The sequence below is a fragment of the Hymenobacter edaphi genome, assembly GCF_003258365.1.
Lineage (GTDB): Bacteria > Bacteroidota > Bacteroidia > Cytophagales > Hymenobacteraceae > Solirubrum > Solirubrum edaphi.
This window is the reverse complement of record NZ_QHKM01000004.1, coordinates 109,750-130,972: the sequence shown is the minus strand read 5'-3', so window position 1 is coordinate 130,972 and position 21,223 is coordinate 109,750. Positions and strand designations below refer to the sequence as shown.

Annotated in this window: 15 protein-coding genes and 1 tRNA gene; 6 read left to right on the top strand and 10 right to left on the bottom strand. The window is 62.1% G+C overall.

The features are described 5' to 3' along the window. Positions 1-4: 4 nt before the first annotated feature. The 7 genes from DLM85_RS13700 to asnB all read right to left on the bottom strand — a co-directional run bounded on the left by DLM85_RS13700 (position 5) and on the right by asnB (position 8,430). A complete protein-coding gene (locus tag DLM85_RS13700) occupies positions 5-979 on the bottom strand; it encodes a GNAT family protein (protein WP_133257054.1) in 975 nt (324 codons plus the stop codon). Then, on the bottom strand, positions 961-1,371 hold the full coding sequence (locus tag DLM85_RS13695; protein ID WP_111478679.1) for a sugar 3,4-ketoisomerase: 411 nt from the start codon (positions 1,369-1,371) through the stop codon (positions 961-963). The genes DLM85_RS13700 and DLM85_RS13695 overlap by 19 nt, the downstream gene beginning before the upstream one ends. Positions 1,372-1,651: 280 nt before the next feature. Then, a complete protein-coding gene (locus tag DLM85_RS13690; RefSeq protein WP_111478678.1) occupies positions 1,652-2,614 on the bottom strand; it encodes a UDP-glucuronic acid decarboxylase family protein in 963 nt (320 codons plus the stop codon). A gap of 41 nt (positions 2,615-2,655) precedes the next feature. Then, complete coding sequence (locus DLM85_RS13685) at positions 2,656-3,999, bottom strand: UDP-glucose dehydrogenase family protein (protein ID WP_111478677.1); 1,344 nt, start codon at positions 3,997-3,999, stop codon at positions 2,656-2,658. Positions 4,000-4,013: 14 nt separating this feature from the next. After that, positions 4,014-5,633 (bottom strand): hypothetical protein, encoded by a 1,620-nt coding sequence (locus DLM85_RS13680; RefSeq protein WP_133257053.1) that lies wholly within the window; start codon positions 5,631-5,633, stop codon positions 4,014-4,016. Between the two features lie 77 nt (positions 5,634-5,710). After that, positions 5,711-6,475: a glycosyltransferase family 2 protein gene (locus DLM85_RS13675; protein ID WP_111478675.1), complete on the bottom strand. Its 765-nt coding sequence runs from the start codon at positions 6,473-6,475 to the stop codon at positions 5,711-5,713. Further along, positions 6,475-8,430, bottom strand: a complete 1,956-nt coding sequence (asnB, locus tag DLM85_RS13670; RefSeq protein ID WP_111478674.1) for an asparagine synthase (glutamine-hydrolyzing) — start codon at positions 8,428-8,430, stop codon at positions 6,475-6,477. Before asnB ends, DLM85_RS13675 begins: the two co-directional genes overlap by 1 nt. A gap of 166 nt (positions 8,431-8,596) precedes the next feature. On the opposite strand from asnB, the gene DLM85_RS13665 reads away from it, so the two are divergent. Beyond that, entirely contained in the window at positions 8,597-9,118 is a 522-nt protein-coding gene (locus tag DLM85_RS13665) for an acyl-CoA-binding protein (protein WP_111478673.1), read from the top strand. A 231-nt stretch (positions 9,119-9,349) separates the two neighbouring features. On the opposite strand, the gene DLM85_RS13660 is transcribed toward DLM85_RS13665, so the two are convergent. Beyond that, on the bottom strand, positions 9,350-10,780 hold the full coding sequence (locus DLM85_RS13660) for an FAD-binding oxidoreductase (RefSeq protein ID WP_111478672.1): 1,431 nt from the start codon (positions 10,778-10,780) through the stop codon (positions 9,350-9,352). A gap of 52 nt (positions 10,781-10,832) precedes the next feature. Here DLM85_RS13660 and DLM85_RS13655 point away from each other — a divergent pair, with 52 nt between their 5' ends. The 3 genes from DLM85_RS13655 to DLM85_RS13645 all read left to right on the top strand — a co-directional run bounded on the left by DLM85_RS13655 (position 10,833) and on the right by DLM85_RS13645 (position 15,430). Next, complete coding sequence (locus DLM85_RS13655) at positions 10,833-11,480, top strand: C40 family peptidase (protein WP_243635958.1); 648 nt, start codon at positions 10,833-10,835, stop codon at positions 11,478-11,480. A gap of 313 nt (positions 11,481-11,793) precedes the next feature. Beyond that, positions 11,794-15,201, top strand: coding sequence for a TonB-dependent receptor (locus DLM85_RS13650; protein ID WP_111478671.1), 3,408 nt, complete (start codon positions 11,794-11,796; stop codon positions 15,199-15,201). Between the two features lie 155 nt (positions 15,202-15,356). After that, positions 15,357-15,430, top strand: a tRNA-Ala gene (locus tag DLM85_RS13645). A gap of 190 nt (positions 15,431-15,620) precedes the next feature. Here the strand turns inward: DLM85_RS13645 and cysK are convergent. Both cysK and epsC read right to left on the bottom strand, forming a co-directional pair. After that, on the bottom strand, positions 15,621-16,544 hold the full coding sequence (gene cysK / locus DLM85_RS13640; protein WP_111478670.1) for a cysteine synthase A: 924 nt from the start codon (positions 16,542-16,544) through the stop codon (positions 15,621-15,623). Between the two features lie 96 nt (positions 16,545-16,640). Then, the gene (gene epsC / locus DLM85_RS13635; RefSeq protein WP_111478669.1) at positions 16,641-17,471 is read right to left on the bottom strand and encodes a serine O-acetyltransferase EpsC; all 831 of its coding nucleotides are present in this window, start codon (positions 17,469-17,471) and stop codon (positions 16,641-16,643) included. 150 nt (positions 17,472-17,621) lie between these two features. Between epsC and DLM85_RS13630 the strand changes: the two genes are divergently transcribed. Next, a complete protein-coding gene (locus DLM85_RS13630) occupies positions 17,622-17,960 on the top strand; it encodes a cupin domain-containing protein (protein ID WP_111478668.1) in 339 nt (112 codons plus the stop codon). A gap of 252 nt (positions 17,961-18,212) precedes the next feature. Beyond that, positions 18,213-21,158, top strand: coding sequence for a right-handed parallel beta-helix repeat-containing protein (locus DLM85_RS13625; RefSeq protein ID WP_111478667.1), 2,946 nt, complete (start codon positions 18,213-18,215; stop codon positions 21,156-21,158). Positions 21,159-21,223 lie beyond the last annotated feature (65 nt).

Sequence of the window (21,223 nt, the reverse complement as noted above, 5' to 3'; positions counted from 1 at the left end):
CGGCCTACCAGCGGTTGTGGCAGGCCAAGACGTGCGTGGTGCTGCCCAGGCGGAAGCCGAGCTTTTCGCAGGTGCGAAACACGGCGCGGTTGGTGGCCTGGGTGGTCATCAGCACGTAAGGCAAAGATAGGCCGGCGGCGCGACGCACCGTCTCGGCCACCAGCTTCAGGTGCCAGCCGCGGTTGGCCGGGCCCACCGCCGTCAGCAGCACGCGCGAGTGGCCGGTGCCCGGCAGCTGTGCGGTAGCCGCCGTGTCGCCGATGGCCAGAAAGGCATCGACGGGCAGGCCGGGCTCGTCGGGCACCAGCACGGCGTCGGCGTAAGCACCGGCCGTGGCGGCTTCGGCGTAGCGGGCCAGGAAGGCGTCGGCCCTGGCCTCGCCAAACCACGGGTCGGCGTGAAACCGGTCGTATACGTTGCGGGCCGCGGCCGAAATGCGGCCGATGTGCGCGGCTTCGTCGGGGCGGGCCAGGCGCACGGCGGCGGGCTCGGGCAGGCGGGCCTCAGCCACCGGGCAGTAGAAGTTCAGGCGCGTTTCGATGAGCTGCCAGCCGCCGCCCGTCAGGGCCTGCAGCAGGGCCGTGTCCTCGGCCGGCACCACGCTGAAGGCATAATAGTCGCCGCGGGCGTGCAGGGTTTCGCGCAGCTGAGTGGCCGCCATCCGCAGGCCGGCGGGGTCAGCATCGGCCCCGAACAAGCCGCTGAACAGCCGGTAGGTGGGCGTGCCGAAGTAGTCCGAATCCCAGGGCAGGCGCTGCAGCAGCCATTGGCCGGCGGCGCCCTGCATGGCCAGCACCTCGTCGTGGGCACCGCTCCCGAAACGCTGCGCCACCCCGGTGCCGAACTGCTCCTGTTGGGCGGCCAGCGGCAGCTCGCGCAAGAATAGGTAGGGCGAGTGCAGCGCCAGCGCCTCGGCGCGGGCGGCTACCAGCGCGGCATCCACTGGGCTGGCCGGGCCGCTCACGGTTGGGCTTGCCATATCTGCCGGAACTGCTCGTAGTCGCGGATGTAGTCCTTTTCGTCGTAGCCAGCCGAGGCCAGCACCAGCTGCACGGCCGAGTGCGAGTACTGCATGGTGTGCCAGGCGTGGGGCGGCACGTAGAGGCCCACGTGCGGGTCTTCGAGGCGGAAGGTCTGAATGGTGCCGTCGGCCAGCTCGGTGGTGACGATGATGCGCCCGGCGGCGGCAATGAGGACCTGCTCGGTGCGGTGGTGGGCGTGGCGGCCCCGCACGATGCTTTCGGGCGTGTAGTAGGTCCAGAACACGCGCTTCACCTCAAACGGGACCAGCTGCTGCTGCTCGACTACGGAAATGTAGCCGATGCCCGGCGCGCCGAGCTTGGGAAATTCAATCAGAAAAGGATTCGTCACGGGCGGCCAGGTGTTCCAGAGGCAAATAGGGGGACAAGTCAGCGCCGACAACTCCGACTGCCGTTGGCGGCTTCGGGGTGTCGTACCGCAGGCTGGTGTGCGACAAATCTATGGCTTTTTGGGCAGTATGCCGCTGTTCCGGCCGGCTTCGACCGAGGTTTAACGCCCACTTAGGGTCCGTCAGCGGGTTGAAAATCAGCCGGCGTTTCGGGCGCGGAAAAGCCCGGCTCCGGCACGCGCAGGCGCACCAGAGCCGGGCTCTTACAGTTGTTAGCCGCGCTTACGCGCTGTGCTGCACGTGCTCCTTGAAGTACTCCAGGGTGCGGCGCAGGCCTTCGGCGCGGTCCACCTTGGGCTCCCAGCCCAGGATTTCGCGGGCCTTGGTGATGTCCGGGCGGCGCTTCATCGGGTCGTTTTCCGGCAGCGGGTGGTAGCTCGGCTTGAACTCCACCCCGGTCAGGCGGGCAATTTCCTCCCCGAACTCGCGGATGGTAATTTCGGCCGGGTTGCCGATGTTGACCGGCATGTGGTAATCCGACAGCAGCAGGCGGTAGATGCCCTCCACCAAGTCGTCGACGTAGCAGAAGGAGCGCGTCTGCGAACCGTCGCCGAACACCGTCAGCGACTCGCCCTTCAGCGCTTGGCTCAGGAACGCCGGCAGCACGCGGCCGTCGTCGAGGCGCATGCGCGGGCCGTAGGTGTTGAAGATGCGGATGATGCGCGTCTCCACGTTGTGCACGTTGTGGTAGGCCATCGTAATGGCTTCCTGGAAACGCTTGGCCTCGTCGTAGCAGCCGCGCGGGCCCACCGGGTTCACGTTGCCGTGGTACTCCTCCACCTGCGGGTGAATGTCCGGGTCGCCGTACACCTCCGAGGTGCTGGCAATCAGCACGCGGGCCTTTTTCACCCGGGCCAGGCCCAGCAGGTTGTGGGTACCCAGGGCGCCCACTTTCAGGGTCTGAATCGGAATCTTGAGGTAGTCGATGGGCGAGGCGGGCGAGGCGAAGTGCAGGATGTAATCCAGCTCGCCGGGCACGTGCACGAACTTCGACACGTCGTGGTGGTAGAACTCAAAGTCCTTCTTGCCGAACAGGTGCTCGATGTTGGCCAGGTTGCCCGTCACCAGGTTGTCCATGGCAATGACGTGGTAGCCTTCGGCCAGGAACCGGTCGCACAGGTGCGAGCCGAGGAAGCCGGCGCCGCCGGTAATCAGAATGCGTTTCTTATCGGAGCTGGTAGCCATTGACGGTCAGCGAAGTGTAAAATGAATGAGCGGCCCGGTTGTTATTGAACCGCCGGCTCGGGGTGACGCGTGCGGATGCCGATGCAGTGGTAGGCGAAGCCGGCGGCTTCCATTTCCTTGGCGTCGTAGATGTTGCGGCCGTCGAACACCACGCGCTGCTTGAGCAGGCGGGCCACCACCTCGAAGTTGGGGGCGCGGAACTGCGGCCACTCCGTCACGATGAGCAGGGCATCGGCGTCGATGAGAGCTTCGAACTGGTCCTTGGCGTAGCTGATCCGGTCGCCGAGCGTGTGCTTGGCCTCGTGCATGGCCACCGGGTCGTAGGCCGTCACCGTGCAGCCCGCGTCGAGCAGCTTGTCGATGATGACCAGCGAGGGCGCCTCGCGCATGTCGTCGGTTTTGGGCTTAAAGGAAAGGCCCCACACGGCGAATTTCTTGCCTTTCAGGTCGCTGCCGAAGTGCTGCTGCACTTTGTTGAAGAGCACCGACTTTTGGTCCTCGTTCACGCTTTCCACGGCCTTGAGCACCTGCATGTCGTAGCCGTTTTCCTGCGCGGTCTTGATGAGCGCCTTCACGTCCTTGGGAAAGCAGGAGCCCCCGTAGCCGATGCCGGGGTAGATAAACTTGTTGCCGATGCGCGCATCGGAGCCGATGCCCAGGCGCACCTTGTTCACGTCGGCGCCCATGATTTCGCACAGGTTGGCAATGTCGTTCATAAACGAAATCTTGGTCGCCAGCATGGAGTTGGCGGCGTATTTCGTCATTTCGGCCGACGGAATATCCATGAAGATGATCGGGTGGCCGTTCATCAGGAAGGGCTTGTAGAGGCGGCGCATCACCTCCTCGGCGCGCTCCGAGGCCACGCCCACCACGATGCGGTCGGGCTTGAGGAAGTCGTCGATGGCGGCGCCTTCCTTCAGGAACTCGGGGTTGGAAGCCACGTCGAAGTCGATGTCGGCGCCGCGCTTGGCCAGCGCGTCGGCCAGCTCTTTGCGCACCTTGGCGGCCGTGCCCACCGGCACGGTGCTCTTGGTCACGATGACGCCGTAGCTGTTCATATGCTCGCCGATGCCGCGGGCCACGGCCAGCACGTACTTCAGGTCGGCCGAGCCGTCTTCGCCGGGAGGCGTGCCCACGGCGATGAACGCCACGTCGGCGTCCACGATGCCTTCGGCCAGCGAGGTGGAGAAGTGCAGGCGCCCCGCTTCCACGTTGCGCGTCACCATTTCCTCCAGGCCCGGCTCGTAGATGGGCAGGATGCCCTGCTTGAGGTTGTCAATCTTGCGCTGGTCGATGTCGATGCAGGTTACGTAGATACCAACCTCGGCAAAGCATGTGCCGGTAACCAGGCCCACATAGCCGGTCCCTACAACTGCAATTTTCATGTGCGTTTCTGTAGTTAGTTAAGAGGCGTTACACCGCCAGTTGGGGTCGAGCCAGAAAGCCCGCGGGTGCGGATTTGGAAATGAAATTTCGACGCTCGAATCAGTTCTCGTTCGGCAATGGTAAAGCCTTCGAACTGGTAAGCTCTGAAGTTGAGAAAATGCGGGCCGTCGAAGAGCACTTGGGAGCCGAGCTTGGCCAAATCGGGAGCCGGGGTCAAGTGCTTCATGGGAAACAGGAAGGCGAAGTTAATCAACGTAAGAGAATCAGTAGTCGGGGCCGTGCTTGCCTCATTGAGGCGTGCAGGTTCCGGGATATCATACTTAAACCCGGGCGACTTGCCGACTTCGTTCACGTACCGGACCTTGCTGGCGGTGTTAGTATTGAGGTGGTACTGGCTCAAAACGTCGTAAGGGTAATCCAGCACCCGGTATTCCTTGAAAAATAGACCGAACGATACCAGTGAAATCAGGGGCAAGGCAAAAACCAGCGCCGTACGCAACGGCGGTATAGACAAGCGCTGAATGACCGATACAGCCCCTAGCACCACAAATGGCATAAAGGGGTGCATAAGACGACCGTAGAACACCATTTTGTGCACGAAATATGTGCAAAAGCCGTGTAGAAAGTAGAAAGCCGCTACCACCAGGACCAGTTTATCCAAGTCATCTAATTCTGAGTTGTCTTTGAAAGATTTAATCAAATTACCACCCAAGTAAATAACATAAACCACAAATAAGGCTACTAAGCTTGTTCCGATAAAGCCTTCAATTTGATATAGATATTTAACTAGGAAAGTAAAACCCTCCTCATAACTTCCCTGATCAATAGTATGAGCCAAATGAAAGCTTGAAATCAAATACGAAGTGCCGCCTAACCGGGATATTAGCTCAAAAATCAGCAAAGCTACTGTGCCGGCGAGGCCATATACCACAATCCCAGCAAAATACTTTTTAAGCAACACAAACGGATTTCGATCATCCAGCAATACAGCCAGCACAATAAAGGGAGCCATATAAAATCCTGGATAAACGGTAATTAAAAAAACAGAGATAAACCCAACCTTGGCAAAGAAAGCATAGTTCCAAGCACGGCCCTGCTGCTTTTGCCTTAACACAGTATACAATACATATAACATTAAGCACATAGCAAAATCGTATGGCAGTACATGTCGCATATACACGTTGGTATTGATCAACCCAGCGTATATCAGCGTAGCCATCACACCTAACAACTCACTCCGCAGTAAGAGGTGAGCGACCTTATAAAAAATATAGGCAGAGACTATCAATACCAACCAGTTAATTATAACTGGAATCATGAGAGAATCTGGACTATTTAGATTCAAACCAAACGCCGTATAGGCAGCATTCTGTAACAGGGCTGGTACCAATCGAACAAAAGCGTCACCAGGGCGCCCAGAAGTACTAGTAACTTTTGCAGCAAAAGTCTGCCAATTTCCATTAAGCAGGCTTTTCGCGGCTATTAGAGAGCTTTGGTAGCGCGTCTCGTCTGGAAAGGCCATAGTGCCCTCGCCGATGAAAAACAAGCGGGCCAGCACTACCAAAACTACGCATAGCGTAAGCAGACGTACGTAAAGGCCTTGGGCTCGGCTATTTTCAATAATTATGGGCATGAACAGCGAAGCAATACTATGAGTACACAGAAGCAGCAATCCTCACCCAATCAGCATTAGGCAAAAACTGCTACTTCTTACGAAAACAGGCCGTATTTCAGAATGCAATAAATGGCACGAAATCCGTCTCGCCAACCAATTTTCTTTCCTTCAGCATAAGTACGGCCATAATAGCTGATGCCCACCTCATAAATACGCACATTAGGCACCTTAGCTACTTTAGCCGTTACTTCTGGCTCAAAACCAAAACGATTTTCTTCAAGTTTTAGCCCTTGTATAATATCTCGACGGAATAGTTTGTAGCAAGTTTCCATATCCGTCAAATTCAGATTAGTAAAGGCATTAGAGGCCATCGTCAGCCACTTATTACCAATGCTATGCCAGAAAAACAGAATACGGTGCGGTCGACCACCCATAAAGCGCGACCCATATACTACATCAGCCATTCCACGCATAATCGGCCTTAGCAATACATTATATTCCTCCGGGTCGTACTCTAAGTCAGCATCCTGAATAATGACATAATCACCCGTGGCATGCCGAATACCCGTGTGAAGGGCTGCCCCTTTTCCTTGATTAATCTCGTGCTTCAAATAGCGAATCGGCAACTCAGGATTAAGATTGATATAACGCTCGATAGCAGCCTCCGTATCATCTTTGGAGCAATCATTGACGATAATAACTTCCTTTTCCAGATTACCGATGAGCTGCACAGCTTTCACATGATCCAAAATCAAGTGAATAGTGGGGCCTTCGTTGTAGGCAGGAACGACAATACTGAGCTTACGCGGCGGAAATTGCACCGGAGCGGCTTGAATGTCGGCCGTAGAGGTATGATTCATTAGGAAGGAAAATGTTGCGCAGAAGATGCTTGAAGAGTTGATTTTACTGGATTCATGTGGCGCTTCCACCAGTGCTGGAACACGATGAGCGCCCAGATGCGGGCGTGCACGTCGCCGGGGTTGCGCGAGAACAGCTGCTGCTTGAGCGCGCGCACGGCATCCACGGAGAAAATGCCCTGGGCTTCCACGAAGCCGTCGGAGAGCAGGTCGTCCTCGATGAGCGGGCGCAGCTCGTTGCGGAACCACTTCAGCAGCGGCACCTCGAAGCCGTGCTTGGGGCGCTTGTACAGCTCTTCGGGCAGCATGGGCCGGAAGGCGTCCTGCACGATGCGCTTCTTGATCTGCGCGTTGACTTTGCTTTCGACGGGCAGCGAGAAGGCGAAGTTCACCACGTTGTAGTCCAGAAACGGGCTGCGCACCTCCAGGGAGTTGGCCATGCTCATCAGATCCACCTTGGCGTTCATGTCGTAGGGCAGCACCAGGTGCATGTCCGTGAGCAGCACCTCGTTCAGGTCGCCGTCGGCGTGAATGTCCTCCAGGATGTCCTTGCGGCGCTTGTCGGCCAGCTTCTTGTTGACCTTGCGGCGGGCATCGGGGCTGAGCAGGTTGCGGGCATCCTTCTCGTTGACGAAGGTGGCCCAGTCCCAGTACCGGTCCTTGGGCCCGGCCAGCATGCCGCGCGAGAAGCGCTGAAACTGCCGCACCTTGTTGCCCAGGAAGGAGTTGCGCGACTTCGGCAAGGCGTCCCAGAGCAGGTTCAGGCCCGTGACGGCCTCGGCTTTCCAATCGGGGTGGCGCACCTGCCACTCGCCCATGTGCTTGTTGTAGCCGGCAAACATTTCGTCGGCCCCGTCGCCCGAGAGGGCCACGGTGACTTTCTCGCGGGTGCGCTTGCTGAGGATGTACACGGCCAGGGCCGAGGAGTCGGCAAACGGCTCGTCGAGGTAGTCGAGCACGTCGAAGAGGTGCTCGTAGATGTCGTTGTTGGTCAGCGAGAAGACCGTGTGCTCGGTCTTGTGCATCTTGGCCACCAAGTTGGCGTACTTCGTCTCGTCGAAGAAGGGCTCGTCCTTGAAGCCAATGCTGAACGTGTTCAGGTGCGGGGTGTGCTTGGCGGCCAGCGCCGTCACCACCGACGAATCGATGCCACCGCTCAGGAAGGAGCCCAGGGGCACGTCGGCCACGAGGCGGCGCGCCACGGAGGCGTCCATCAGCTCCACCAGCTTGGCTTGCTGCTGCTCGTAGCTGAGCTTGTTTTTGGCGACTTTCTTCGGGTCGTACGGAATCTTGTACCAGCGCTTGCGCACCACCTTGCCATCGGCCTTAATGAAAAGGTAATGGCCGGGCAGCAATTTCTTCACGCCCTTGAAGATGGTGGCCGGGCCCGGGATGTAGTTCAGCTGCAGGTAGTGGCTGAGGGCGGCGTAGTCGAGCTTGCGCGGCACTCCGAGGGCCAGCAGCGACTTCATCTCGGAGGCAAACATCAGCTTGTCCTCGTCGCGGTACACCAGCAGGGGCTTCACGCCCATCCGGTCCCGCGCAATGAAGAGCGTGTTTTCCTCTTTGTCGAAGATGGCCAGGCCGAAAAAGCCGTTGAGCTTTTTCAGGAAGCCGCGGCCTTCGGTGATGTAGAGCTTCAGGATAACCTCCGTGTCGGTGTGCGACTTAAAGGTGTAGCCCTTCTTCTGCAGCTTGGCCCGCAGCTCGCGGAAGTTGAAGATTTCCCCGTTGAAGACGATGGTGTAGCGCCCTGATTCGTCGGTCATCGGCTGGTTGCCGTCGGCCGAGAGGTCGAGGATGGCGAGGCGGCGGAAGCCCAGGCCGCACTGGTCGTACACAAAGTGCCCCTGCGAGTCGGGCCCGCGGCTCACAATGGCGTCGGTGGACGCTTGCAGCCCCGCCAGCGAGGAACGTCCTGAATCAGAAAAGGCGAAGAGTCCGGTGATTCCACACATAATTGGTGGGCAAAGGTACGAAGGTTGAGGACTTGCGGGCGACAAAATAGCACCGCGGCACTGGAGCAAGCCAGTGCGCAACCAAAGCCCGCCCGCGGCAGTAGAGTTCCTGTCGGCGCCGTCGATACGGTCAATCCTCCTTTTTCCCCTAACCCCTTCCCTTCCGATGAGCCTCCAAGATCAGCTAAGCCTGCAGCAGCAATTCGAAGCGGCCGTGTCGCGCGTCGACGGCCTGCCCGGCGACAAAGCCGCCGCCCACATGAACGAGCTGTACGGGCTCTACAAACAAGCCACCGAGGGCGACCATGACACCAAAAAAGACAGCGTCGGCGACGATACCCCCGACAATCCCAACGGCCCGGCCGGTCTTTCGCAGGCCCAGTGGGATGCCTGGAGCAAGTACAAGGGCGTGAGCGAAGACGCCGCCAAGCGCCAGTATATCGAGAAAGTCGGGGAGCTGGCCGGTCCGGTGGGCGAAGCCACCACCGTCATTACCGGCAACGGTCAGCCCGCCACGGCTTCGCAGGTCGGGAACGGCGACAAAGTGCCCGGCAACGAAGCGCCCGCGCCCGGCACGGCCAAGGCGCCCTACGAAAATGAGGGTGGCCAGTCGATGGGCGGCCTGCGCGGCGACATCAACGCCGGCGCCCCGTACGGCGGCGAGGACAAGCTGAAGACTCAGCAGTAAGGACCACGGATTCGACGGATTGTTCGGATTACGCGGATTTCGTGGACGATTAAAAAGCCGGAGCCGTTAGGGCTCCGGCTTTTCATTTCTGGTTGCCACAGTAGCGCTCGACGCCGGACCTTGGCTGCTACTTAAATAAAGCCGCCCGGCCACGCTGGCTAGGCGGCTTTACGCGGAAGAATAATCGTCCCCGAAATCCGCGTAATCCGAACAATTCGTCGAATCCGTGGTCTAGAAAATCTTGCCGGGGTTCAGAATGCCGTGCGGGTCGAACACCTGCTTGATGCCGCGCATCAGCTGCAGGTTGGCTTCCTTCAGCGCAATGCCGATGTAGCCTTTCTGCACCAGCCCGATGCCGTGCTCCCCGCTGATGGTGCCGCCGAGCCGCACGCACAGCTCGAAAATTTCGGTAATGGGCTGGCGCAGGCCCACATTCCACTGCTCGTCGGTCAGCTCGCCGCGGATGATGTTCACGTGCAGGTTGCCGTCGCCGGCGTGGCCGTAGCACACGCTCTTGAAGCCGTAGCGCGCCCCAATTTCCTTCACGCCCCGGAGCAGGGTAGGCAGCTCGGCGCGGGGTACCACGGTGTCCTCTTCCTTATATACGGAGTTGTAGCGCACCGAATTGCCGATGTTGCGCCGAATTTTCCACAGTTCATCCTTCTGCGTGGCGTTGTCGGCCAGCAGGATTTCGCCCACGTCGTAGGCTTCGAGCACGCTGTACACCTGCTCAGCCTCCTTATAGAGCTGGTCGAGGTCGTTGCCGTCCAGTTCGATGAGCAGGTGGGCGCGGATGTCTTCGGGCAGGGTCAGCGGAATCTTCAGGTAGTCCGACGACCAGGCAATGGCCTCGCGCTCCATAAACTCCATGCCCGAGGGAATGATGCCGGCCCGAAACACCGCCGCCACGGCCTCGGCCGCCTGGGCTTCCTGCCGGAAGGGCACCAGCATCAGGATGTTCTGCTGCGGGAAGGGCAAGAGACGAAACACCACCTTGGTAATGATGCCCAACGTGCCCTCCGAGCCCACCATCAGCTGGGTGAGGTTGTAGCCGGTGGAGTTTTTCAGGGTGTTGGCGGCCGTCCAGATGATGTCGCCGTTGGGCAGCACCACTTCCAGGTTCAGCACGTAGTCCTTGGTGGTGCCGTATTTCACGGCCTTGGGGCCACCGCTGCTGTGGGCCAGGTTGCCGCCCAGTGAGCAGGAGCCCTTGCTGGCCGGGTCGGGCGGGTAGAACAGCCCGACTTCCTTCACCGCGTTCTGAAACGTCTCGTTGACCACGCCCGGCTCCACCGTAGCCTGCAGGTTGCGCTCATCGATGTGCAGAATCTTGTTGAGCCGCTCGGTGCTCAGCACCACGCCGCGGTGAATGGGCAGCGCGCCGCCGCTCAGCCCCGTGCCCGCGCCGCGGGGCGTGACGGGCAGCCGGTGCGCGTGGCAGAGCCGCATAATACCGCTGATCTGCTCCGCGTTAGCGGGACGCAGCACCACGTCGGGCCGGAACACGAAGTCCTCGGTGTGGTCTTGCCCGTAGCGGGCGTACTCGTCGTCGTCGAGGCGGCCGGGCGTGAGCACGTGCTCGGGCCCGACCAGGGCCTCAAAAGCGGCCACCAGGGCGTCGGTGAGCTGCCCGAAGCGGGTTTCTTCCAGTAAATGACTCATTCACGTATCTTTGTAGCCGATGCGGAAAACGTTCCCAAAGGTACGGCATTCGATGTGGCCCACCCGCTGGCTGGCGCCCTCCCTGTTTGCCGGGTTGCTCCTGCTGGCCAGCTGCGGCGGCACCAAAAAGCTGAACTACCGCAACGGGCGTTATTATTCGGCCTCGGAAATAGCGCGCATGAAGGCCGCCGAGCGGCGCGGCGCGGGTTCGGGCAAGACCAAAGTAAAAACCAAAACGGCCGGCATGAGCCCCGGCAGCCGCAAAATCGTGGCCAAAGGCCCCCGGCGGGCCAGCAGCCCGGCATCGGCCAATCGGCAGATTGCCAACGTCATCGAGGAGGCCCGCTCGTACCAGGGCACGCCCTACAAGTTTGGCGGCACCACGCGCCTGGGCATGGATTGCTCGGGGCTGCTGAGCGTGTCGTTTGCGGCGGCCGGCATTCAGATTCCAAGGTCGTCGAACGAGCAGGCGGCCTGGGGCGACCCGGTGCGGCCGCAGGATCTGCAAACCGGAGATTTGGTATTTTTCGGAGCTTCACCTGGCAGCGCCAGCATCACCCACGTGGGCCTCGTCACCGACGTAAGTTCGGAAGGGGTGCAGTTTATCCACTCCTCCACCTCCCTGGGCGTGGTGGAAAACGCTTTGGAAAGTGATTACTACTTAAGCCGCTTTATTAAGGCGGTGCGGCCGAAGTTGTGAAATCCCCTCGTAGCTTTGCGGTGTTTTTGGCCTTTTGGCTTCTCCCGAACCGAGGCGCTGACTTCTCACCTAAAATGTAATAATTCTGTAACACCGACTTGCTGCCCTGAAGCCGTAGTTTTGCCGCGTTTTTTGCCTCTTCCTTCTTCCCGACTGTCGCGCTCCTGAAAGATGTTGCTGGCTGACTGCTGAGCGCCGCCGGGACGCCTCCTTTCTGAGGCCCCACCCCCTACCGTCCGCTGCTGGTCTTGACCGCGCAACCGCCCCGCTGGAGCGGAAAAAATAGCTTGCTCACCGTTTCTCACACTCACTCATGAAACACAAGTTTATTCACCATTTCCTAGCCCCGACGCTGCTGGTAGCTGCTGCAACGCCGGGCTGGAGCCAAGGCATAACCACCTCCGCCATCAGCGGGGTGATTACCGATAAGGCGGGCTCGGGCCTGCCGGGCGCCACGGTTATTGCCGTGCACACGCCCACCGGTACGCAGTATGTGGCCCCCACCAACTCGGAAGGTCGCTTCAACCTGCAAAACATGCGCGTGGGTGGTCCCTACACGGTTCGCATCACCTTCGTGGGCTACCAGGACGTGACCCGCGAAGGCGTTTACCTGACGCTGGGCCAGACCCTGCGCCTGGACGTGAACCTGAGCGAGCAAACCCAGACCCTGGCCGACGTAGTAGTAACCGGCCGCGATTCGCGCTCGGTGCTGAACGCGGAGCGTTCGGGCTCGACGACCAACATCAGCACGGAGGAAATCCAGCGCCTGCCCACCATCACGCGTAACCTGAACGACTTCACGCGTCTGACGCCGCAGTCGTCCTCGACCAACCAGGGCGCTATCGGCGGGGGCAACTACCGTCAGAACAACGTGACCATCGACGGGGCTGACTTCAACAACAACTTCGGTATCGGCGGCAACCTGCCGGCCAACGGCAACCCCATCTCGCTGGATGCCGTGCAGGAAATCAGCGTGAACCTGACCCCGTTCGACGTGCGTCAGTCGGGCTTTATCGGCAGCGCCGTTAACGCCGTGACCCGCTCGGGCACCAACGACTTCTCGGGCTCGGTATACACCTACTGGCGCAACCAGAACCAGCAGGGCAACGAGGTCGGCAACGAAACCTTCCCCAAACAGAAGCTCGACGACAAGCAGTACGGCTTCCGCATCGGCGGTCCGGTGATTAAGAACAAGCTGTTCTTCTTCCTGAACGCCGAGCGCCAGCAGACCGAGCGCCCGGGCCAGCAGAACCTGGCCTCGACGCCGGAACTGCGCTACGGAGCCCAGGGCACGCCCTCGAACGTGGTGCGTCCGCGCGCGACCTTCCTGGACTCGGTGAGCAACTACCTGCAGACCCGCTACGGCTACGCCACCGGCCCGTACCAGAACTACGCGTTCAAGAGCGACCGGACCAACATTCTGGGCCGTATCGACTGGAACATCAGCAACAACCACCACCTGGCCGTGCGCTACAGCCAGGTAGAAAGCAAGTCGCCGAGCTTCGTGAGCACCTCGCGCAGCCCGCTGGCCAACCTGCCCCAGACGCGCACCAGCAACTTTGCCCTGCCGTTTAAAAACTCGAACTACTTCCAGGAGGCCAACTTCTACTCCCTGGCCGTGGAATTGAACTCGACCTTCGGCGGCAAGTTCTTCAACACCCTGCGCGGCACGTTCACGCACCAGAACGACCCCCGCAGCTCGGACAGCGAGGTGTTCCCGTTCGTCGACATCCTCGACGGCACCGGTACCATCACCAACAACAACAGCGTTCCGCTGACCTCGTTCGGCTACGAGCCCTTCACCTTCGGCAACCTGCGCGACGTGAAGTCCTACTCGATTGTGGACTTCGTCAACTACACCACGGGCATCCACAACTTCACCCTGGGCGGCCAGATTGACCTGCAGGAAACCAAGAACGGCTTCCAGCGCTTCGCCACCAGCTACTACGCCTTCAACTCGTACAGCGACTTCGTGAACGGCCGCAACCCGCGCGACTTCGCCCTGACCTATTCGCTGCTGCCGGGCTACGAGCAAGCCTTCCCGCGCTTCAAGTTCGCCCAGTACTCGGTTTACGGCCAGGACGAGCTGACGCTGAGCGAGAAGTTCCGCCTGACCCTGGGTCTGCGCGCCGAGCTGAACGCCTACCGCGACGTGAAGGAAGTGCAGACCCTGCAGAAAGTAGCGGATCTGAACTTCGCCGGCGGACGCAAAATCGACACGGGCATTCTGCCCAAAAACCGGGTGCTGCTCTCGCCGCGCATCGGTTTCAACTACGACGTGAAAGGTGACCGGACCCTGCAAATCCGCGGTGGCTCGGGCATTTTCGCCGGCAAAGTTCCCACGGTGTGGATCGTAGCCCAGTCGGGCGACGCCGGCCTGCTGCAGGTAACGCAGACCTGGTCGACGACCAACGGTGGCACGCTGCCCTTCGCCAGCATGCCCTTCAGCGACGACCCGAACGCCTACCGTCCGGCCACCCAGCCGGCCCCCGGCGCGGTTATCCCGTCGACCATCAGCGCCACGGACCCGAACTTCAAGAACCCGCAAGCATGGAAGAGCAGCCTGGCCGTTGACGCCCAGCTGCCCTGGGGCCTGGTGGGTACCCTCGAAGGTATCTACAACCGTGACCTGGTGACGGCCTACGGCAAAAACTACAACCTGGTGGATGCTCAGCCGCTGAACACTACCACCAACGGCGTAGTCTACCCCGATAACCGTCCGATCTACCCGCTGGCCAACAGCGCCAAGTTCATCAACCCGCTGAACAACGGCGGCCTGGCCGCCGGCAACACGAATGCCAACGGGACGCCCGCAACCGGGCCGTTCAACTCGGCCTTCAACCCCATCGTCCTCAGCAACGGCTACAAGGGCTACTACTGGTCGTTGACGGCTAAGCTGGACAAGCGCTTCTCCAACGGCCTGTTCGCCTCGATTGCCTACGTGAAGAGCCAGCAGAAAGTGCTGTACGACGGCAGCGGCGACCAGCTGATCAACACCTGGTCGGGTACGCCCATCGTCAACGACCCGAACCGCCCCGAGCTGAGCTACTCCAGCTTCGTGGTGCCGGACCGCCTGGTCGGTTCGCTCTCGTACCGCAAGGAGTACTTCGGCCACCTGGGCACCCAGATTTCGGTTTTCTACGAAGCCTCGACCCAGGGCCGCTTCTCCTACACCTACAGCAGCGACTTCAACCGCGACGGTCAGACCAACGACCTGATCTACGTACCGGCTAACGAAAGCGAAATCGACTTCGTGTCGGGCTCGTTCGGCACCGCCACGGTTAGCGCCGAGGAGCAGAAGCGTCTGTTCTTCGAGTACATCGAGCAGGACGACTACCTGAAGAGCCGCCGCGGCAAGTACGCCGAGCGTAACGGCGCCAAGTACCCCTGGCGTCACCAGTTCGACGTGAAGCTGGCGCAGGACCTGTTCACGAACCTGGGCGACAAGCGCAACACGCTGCAGTTCACCCTGGATATCTTCAACGCGGGCAACCTGCTCAACAGCGACTGGGGTATCTACCGCCTCGTGAACAACTCGGCTCTGCTGGTACCGCAGAACGTAACGTCGACCGGTTCGACGGTGAACCCCGGCGGCACGACGCGCCCGACCTTCCGTCTGGCCAACGACCGTGGCAACCCCATCACCTCCACGTTCCGCAACAACAACGCTCTTACGTCGACCTACTACATGCAGTTCGGCCTGCGCTACATCTTCAACTAAGCCAAGGGCTTAGCGCTTAGAAAGTGGGCTGACGAGTCGTCAGCCCACTTTTTTTTGCTTTTTTTCGCAAGTTTTTTTCGCCCAGCTCTTGCAGAATCAAAAACGCGCTGTACTTTTGCATCACCAAACGCAACCGGCGAATGGGTTTGACAAACGGGGGATTAGCTCAGCTGGCTAGAGCGCTTGCATGGCATGCAAGAGGTCATCGGTTCGACTCCGATATTCTCCACTCCTGTTTTCAAATGCCCCAAGAAGCCCGACCCACAAGGTCGGGTTTTTTGTTGCCCCTGGCTGCCGTTAGGCTCCGTGCTTAGGCTGCTGCTTCCGCGGCTTGCAGCGAAGACGACGGTTCTCCCCAATAAAACGCCCCGGCACCTTGCGGTACCGGGGCGTTGCCGTTATGGGCGCGGGCCGGCCGCCTACACGAACAGACCGTCGACGGAGAGGTACCGCTCGCCGGTGTCGTAGCAGAAAGTCAGGACGCGGCCGCCCTGGGGCACTTCGGCCAGCTTTTTGGCCACGGCTGCCAGCGAGGCCCCGGAGGATACGCCGAGGAAGATGCCCTCCTCCTTGGCCGCACGGCGGGCGTAGTCGAAGGCTTCGGCCTGGCTGACCTGGATGACGCCGTCGAGCACGTCCTGGTGCAGGTTCGTGGGGATGAAGCCGGCGCCGATGCCCTGGATGGGGTGCGGACCGGGCGCGCCGCCGCTGATGACGGGCGAGAGTTCGGGCTCGACGGCGAAGACCTGCAGGTTCGGCTGTTGCGGCTTGAGCACCTCGGCCACGCCGGTGATGTGGCCGCCGGTACCCACGCCGGTAATCAGGAAGTCGAAGCCCTCGGGGGCGTCCTGCTGGATTTCGCGGGCGGTGGTTTCGGCGTGCACGCGGATGTTGGCCGGGTTATCGAACTGCATGGGCATCCAGGCGCCGGGCGTGTTCTGCACCAGCTCGTGGGCCTTTTCGATGGCGCCCTTCATGCCTTTCTCGCGCGGGGTCAGCTCCAGGTTGGCACCGTAAGCGGCCATCAGCCGCCGCCGCTCGATGGACATGGACTCGGGCATGACCAGGGTGAGCTTGTAGCCCTTCACGGCGGCCACCATGGCCAGGCCCACGCCGGTGTTACCGGAGGTCGGCTCCACGATAAGGCTGTCGGGGGTGAGCAGGCCGTCCTTTTCGGCCTGCTCGATCATCGAGAGGGCAATGCGGTCTTTGATGCTCCCGCCGGGGTTGGCGCGCTCCAGCTTCACCCACACCTCCACGTCGGGGCGGATATCCTGAAACAGGCGGTTGATGCGGACGAGCGGCGTGTTGCCGATGGTGTCGAGGATGGAATTGGCTTTCATGTAAGAGGTGAAATGGCGAGCTGGTGAAATAGGGAGCTAGTGTTTCGAGGCAGGCCGCTTCAACGGCACTCCCCATTTCACTATCTCACCAACTCGCTAAATGGAAAACGTGAGGTCGGCCGAGGGGTCTTCGACGCGGGTGACGTGGATCTGGGCGCGGTGGTACACGCGGGAGTGCGAGGGCACGCTCTCGGTCAGCCACACGTTGCCGCCGATCAGGCTGTGGCGCCCCACCACGGTGCTGCCGCCCAAGATAGTGGCCCCGGCGTAGATGACCACGTGGTCTTCGATGGTGGGGTGACGCTTCTGGTGGGCCAGCTCCTTGGCCACGCTCAGCGCCCCCAGCGTGACGCCCTGGAACAGGCGCACATGGTCGCCGAGCACGGCCGTTTCGCCGATGACGATGCCCGTGCCGTGGTCGATGCTGCAGCTGCGGCCGATGCGGGCGCCGGGGTGAATGTCGATGCCGGTGCGCTGGTGGGCGTATTCGCTGAGCAGGCGCGGCAACAGCGGTACCTGGCGCTGGTAGAGGGCATGGGCGAGGCGGTGCAGGCCGAGGGCGTAGAAGCCGGGGTAGGTGCAGATGACTTCGGCCAGATCCTGGGCGGCGGGGTCGGCGGCCATGATGGCGCGGGCGTCGAGCAGCAGCAGCTCGTGGAGCACCGGCAGCCGGTCGAAGAGGTCGGCGGCGAGGGCGGCGGGCGGCACCGGCAGGCCCGATACGGTGGTCAGCAGGCCTTCGAGCTGCTGCTGCCGGGCCTGCAGGCGGGCGGCCACGGCGGCGGGCTCGGGCAGGCGCTGCCCGGTGCGCTCGGGAAAGAGCAGGTCGAGCAGGTCTTCGGCCAGCTGGCAGAGCGCGGGGCCGGGCAGGGGCGGCGGGGCCGTGCGGTGAGCATCGGCCAGGGAGCGGAAAAATGCGTCGGTCATGGCGGGCGGCGGTGGGCGGGGCGCCCGGTGAGCGGAATTCAACCGGCAGCGGGGCCGAAATGTTGGCCCCAGCGGGGCACAACCGCCGCGAGGCTGGCTGCGTTAGGGCAAGGTACATCCGCAGTATTTACCTCCCAAAACACCCGTCCCATGGCCGACACGACCATCACCAAAGTAGACTCGCGCTTTTCGCCGCACGGCCCGGAAGGCCAGAAATACCTCGCCTCGGGCACGCAGGTGGCCATGCGCCTCTGGGAAAACGAGCAGCCCGGCGAGCAAAAGGAAGCCGTCAGCCGCGCCTACGAAACGGTGGGCTTCGTCATCAGCGGCCGGGCCGAGCTGCACCTGGAAGGCCAGATGGTGCTGCTGGAGCCCGGCAACTCCTGGGTGGTGCCCAAGGGCGCCAGCCACCGCTACCGGGTGCTGGAGCCCTTCACGGCCGTCGAAGCCACCACGCCCCCGGCCCACGCCCACCAGCGCGACGAATAGCAAGTCCAGTCGTTCCCATTAAGAAGCTGCCCGTCGAAAAAACAGGCAGCTTTTTCTTTGTTTATTAAAATCTGTAACTATATTAATATCAACTTATTAGAAATAAATTTTTAAAGCTTGGCCGCGCAAAAACGCCCTTTGCTGGACGCAGGGGCAACATCGGCGCGCCGGCCGCGGCGGCGGTCCGTTCCGGCACCAACCCGGAAATAGGCAGTTACGTTTTGGGAGGGCAAAACCTGACTTTTTCCCGCTATGAAACCAACCATACTTGCCTTGGGAACGGCGCTGCTGGCGGGCCTGACATCGACCAGCACGGTAGCCCAATCTTCGCTTTACGTCAACGACGCGGCCACCACCGGCGACGTGTATACCTCCGCCCCCGGCAGCGACGCTACCGGCACCGGCTCGGCGTCGGCACCGTTTGCCACCGTCAACCGGGCCGTGGCGGCGGCGGCCCCCGGCGCCACCATTTTCGTGGATGCGGGCCGCTACCAGCAGCTGGTCATCATCGATAAGCCGGTGAGCCTGCAGGGCGCGGGCGACTCGCTCCGCAGCCCGGCCTCGGCCACCATCTTCAGCGACGGGCCGCGCACAGCCGACAACGTGTACGACGTGGTGCCGGCCATTTCGGTAGCGGCCAGCGGCACTGCGGCCCAGCCCATCCGCATCAGCCGCCTAAGTTTGCGCCGCTACGATTACGGCATCTACGGCAGCCTGCCCGGCAGCCAGATCAGCAACGTGGTGTTTGAGGACCTGGACGTGTTCAAGTGCTACCGCCAGGGCATCGAGCTGGGCGGCAACGTGAGCAACCTGACCTTCCGGCGGGTGAGCATCCGGTTTACGCGCATTCAGAGCGCGACGGCCGGGGGCGGGGCACCCTCCGTCAGCGGCAATAACTACGGCCGGGGCCTGTTCTTCAACGGCGCCGACGCCGGAGCCGATAAGAACAACCTGCTCATCGAAAACTCGGCCTTCGAGCAGAACCGCCGCGCCGGCATCGACGTGAACGAGCGCGCCACTTCCGGCCTGATCGTGCGCGGCTGCCGCTTCTACGGCAACCTGGGCCCCGCCCTGGCCTTGCTGAAAGTGGCCGGCCAGCGCGACGCGGGCGGTACCTACACCAGCATCGGGGCGCTGATCGAGGACAACGTCATCGAGGACAACGCCGACAACGGGCTGGAGCTGAAATCGTGCACGGGAACCGGGCTGGACAGCGGCCCGGGCAGCTTCGTGGTGCGCCGCAACCGCATCACGCGGGGCCTGGCGCAGCCCACCAACCTGGTGGCCGACAACGCCGCCATTGCCGTGGTCGACCGGGACCGGCTGATTGCCGGGCGCCCCAGCTACAACGACGATCTGACCACCAGCGGCCTCTGGATTGAAAGCAACACCATTCGCGGCTACCGCTCCACGGCGTTTGCGCTGCTCAACCGCAGCGGCTTCGGCATCGTGCTGGAGGGCAGCAACCACCAGGTGCGCCACAACGTGGTGACGCGCTGTCAGCTGGGCATTCAGGTGCAGGACCGCCCCGCTACCACCTCCGAGCAGGCCACGCCCTACTTCGACATTCCGCGCAACCAGCTGCTGGTATCGAGCGGGGTGATGGTGCAGGAAAACCTGGTGGATACCTGCGACGTGGTCAGCATTCGGGCCATCAACCTGACCAACCCGGCCAACGCGGCCCTGAACTGGCTGGGCAGCAACGTGCTGGCCGATATCCGCGGCGCCAGCGGCACCGGCGGACTGGTGCGCACGCTCACCGGCAGCTTCACGGAAGTATCGTCGTTGGCCCCGACGGGCCGGCTGCAGTTCAGCCCCTTCCTGAACAGCAAAACCGACGTGTCGGTGGAAACGGGCTTTCAGCCGGACCTGAGCTACCTGCGCGTGGCCGCCAACGTGCCCGATGCCCTGCCCGCCGGCAACCTGCAGGAGGCCGCCGTGGCCATCCTCGACGGGGGCACCATTGAGGCCGAGGGCGGCACCTACAACGAATCGGTGGTGGTGACCAAGAACATTACGCTGCTGCAAACCAACGCCGCCCTGACCCTGCGCGACCTGACGCTGAACGGCAGCGGTAAGGCCCTCACGCTGGGCGCTCCGCTCACGCTCAGCGGCAGCCTCACGCTCACGGCCGGCTTCATCAACAGCTCGGCCACAAGCCTGCTCACCCTAGCCGCCGGCAGCAGCAGCACCGAGGGCAACGCGGGCAGCTACGTGCAAGGGCCGGTGAGCAAGGTGGGCAGCACGGCCTTCGTGTTTCCGCTGGGTCGCAACGGCGTGTGGGCCCGCCTGGGCATTTCGGCGCCCACGGCTAGCAGCACCTTCACGGCCGAGTACTTCGCACAGGCTTACGCTTCGCAGGCGGCCGAGCCGGGCTTGGCCACCATCAGCCGGGTGGAATACTGGAACCTGGAGCGCCCCGCCGGCAGCGGCGCGGTGGCCGTGCGCCTGTACTGGGAAGACGGCGGCCGCAGCGGCATCAATTCCTTGCCCGAGCTGCGCGTGGCCCGCTTCGACGGCAGCCAGTGGCTCAGCGAGGGCAACGGCGGCACCACGGGCAGCGCCGGCGCGGGCTCCGTGGCCTCGGCCGGCCCGGTAGGCGGCTTCGGGCCGTTCACCTTCGGCTCCACCTCCCCCATCAACCCCTTGCCGGTGGAGCTGACCTCGTTCCGGGCCGAAGCCGCCGGCGAAGGCCGCGCCCGCCTGTACTGGACCACCGCCCAAGAGAAGGACAACCGCGGCTTCGACGTGGAGCGCGCCCTCAACGGCCGCGAATGGCAGCGGGTGGGCTTCGTGGCCGGGCACGGCACCACCACCAGCGCCCAGCAGTACAGCTTCCTCGACGCCTCGGGCCTGAGCGAGGTGGTGTACTACCGCCTGCGCCAGGTCGACTTCGACGGCCAGGCAAAATACTCGTCGGTGGTGGCCGTGCAGCTGACCGGCGGCAAGGGCCAACTGGCCCTGTACCCGAACCCGACGCGCAACGAGCTGACCATTCAGCTGCCCGCTACCAGCGCCACGCAGGCCACGGTACAAGTGCTCGATGCCGTGGGCCGCACGGTGTGGACGACCACGGCGCCTGTCGTGGGCCAGCGCCTGGAGCTGCAGCTGGCCGGCCACGTGAAGCCCGGCCTGTACGTGGTGCGCGTGAGCGGCCGAGGCCTGCTGAGCAGCGCCCGGCAATTGCGGGTAGAATAGTCGCCGGACTCCCCAACAACGCCCAACGGCCCGCCGAAACGTGTTTCGGCGGGCCGTTGGCATTT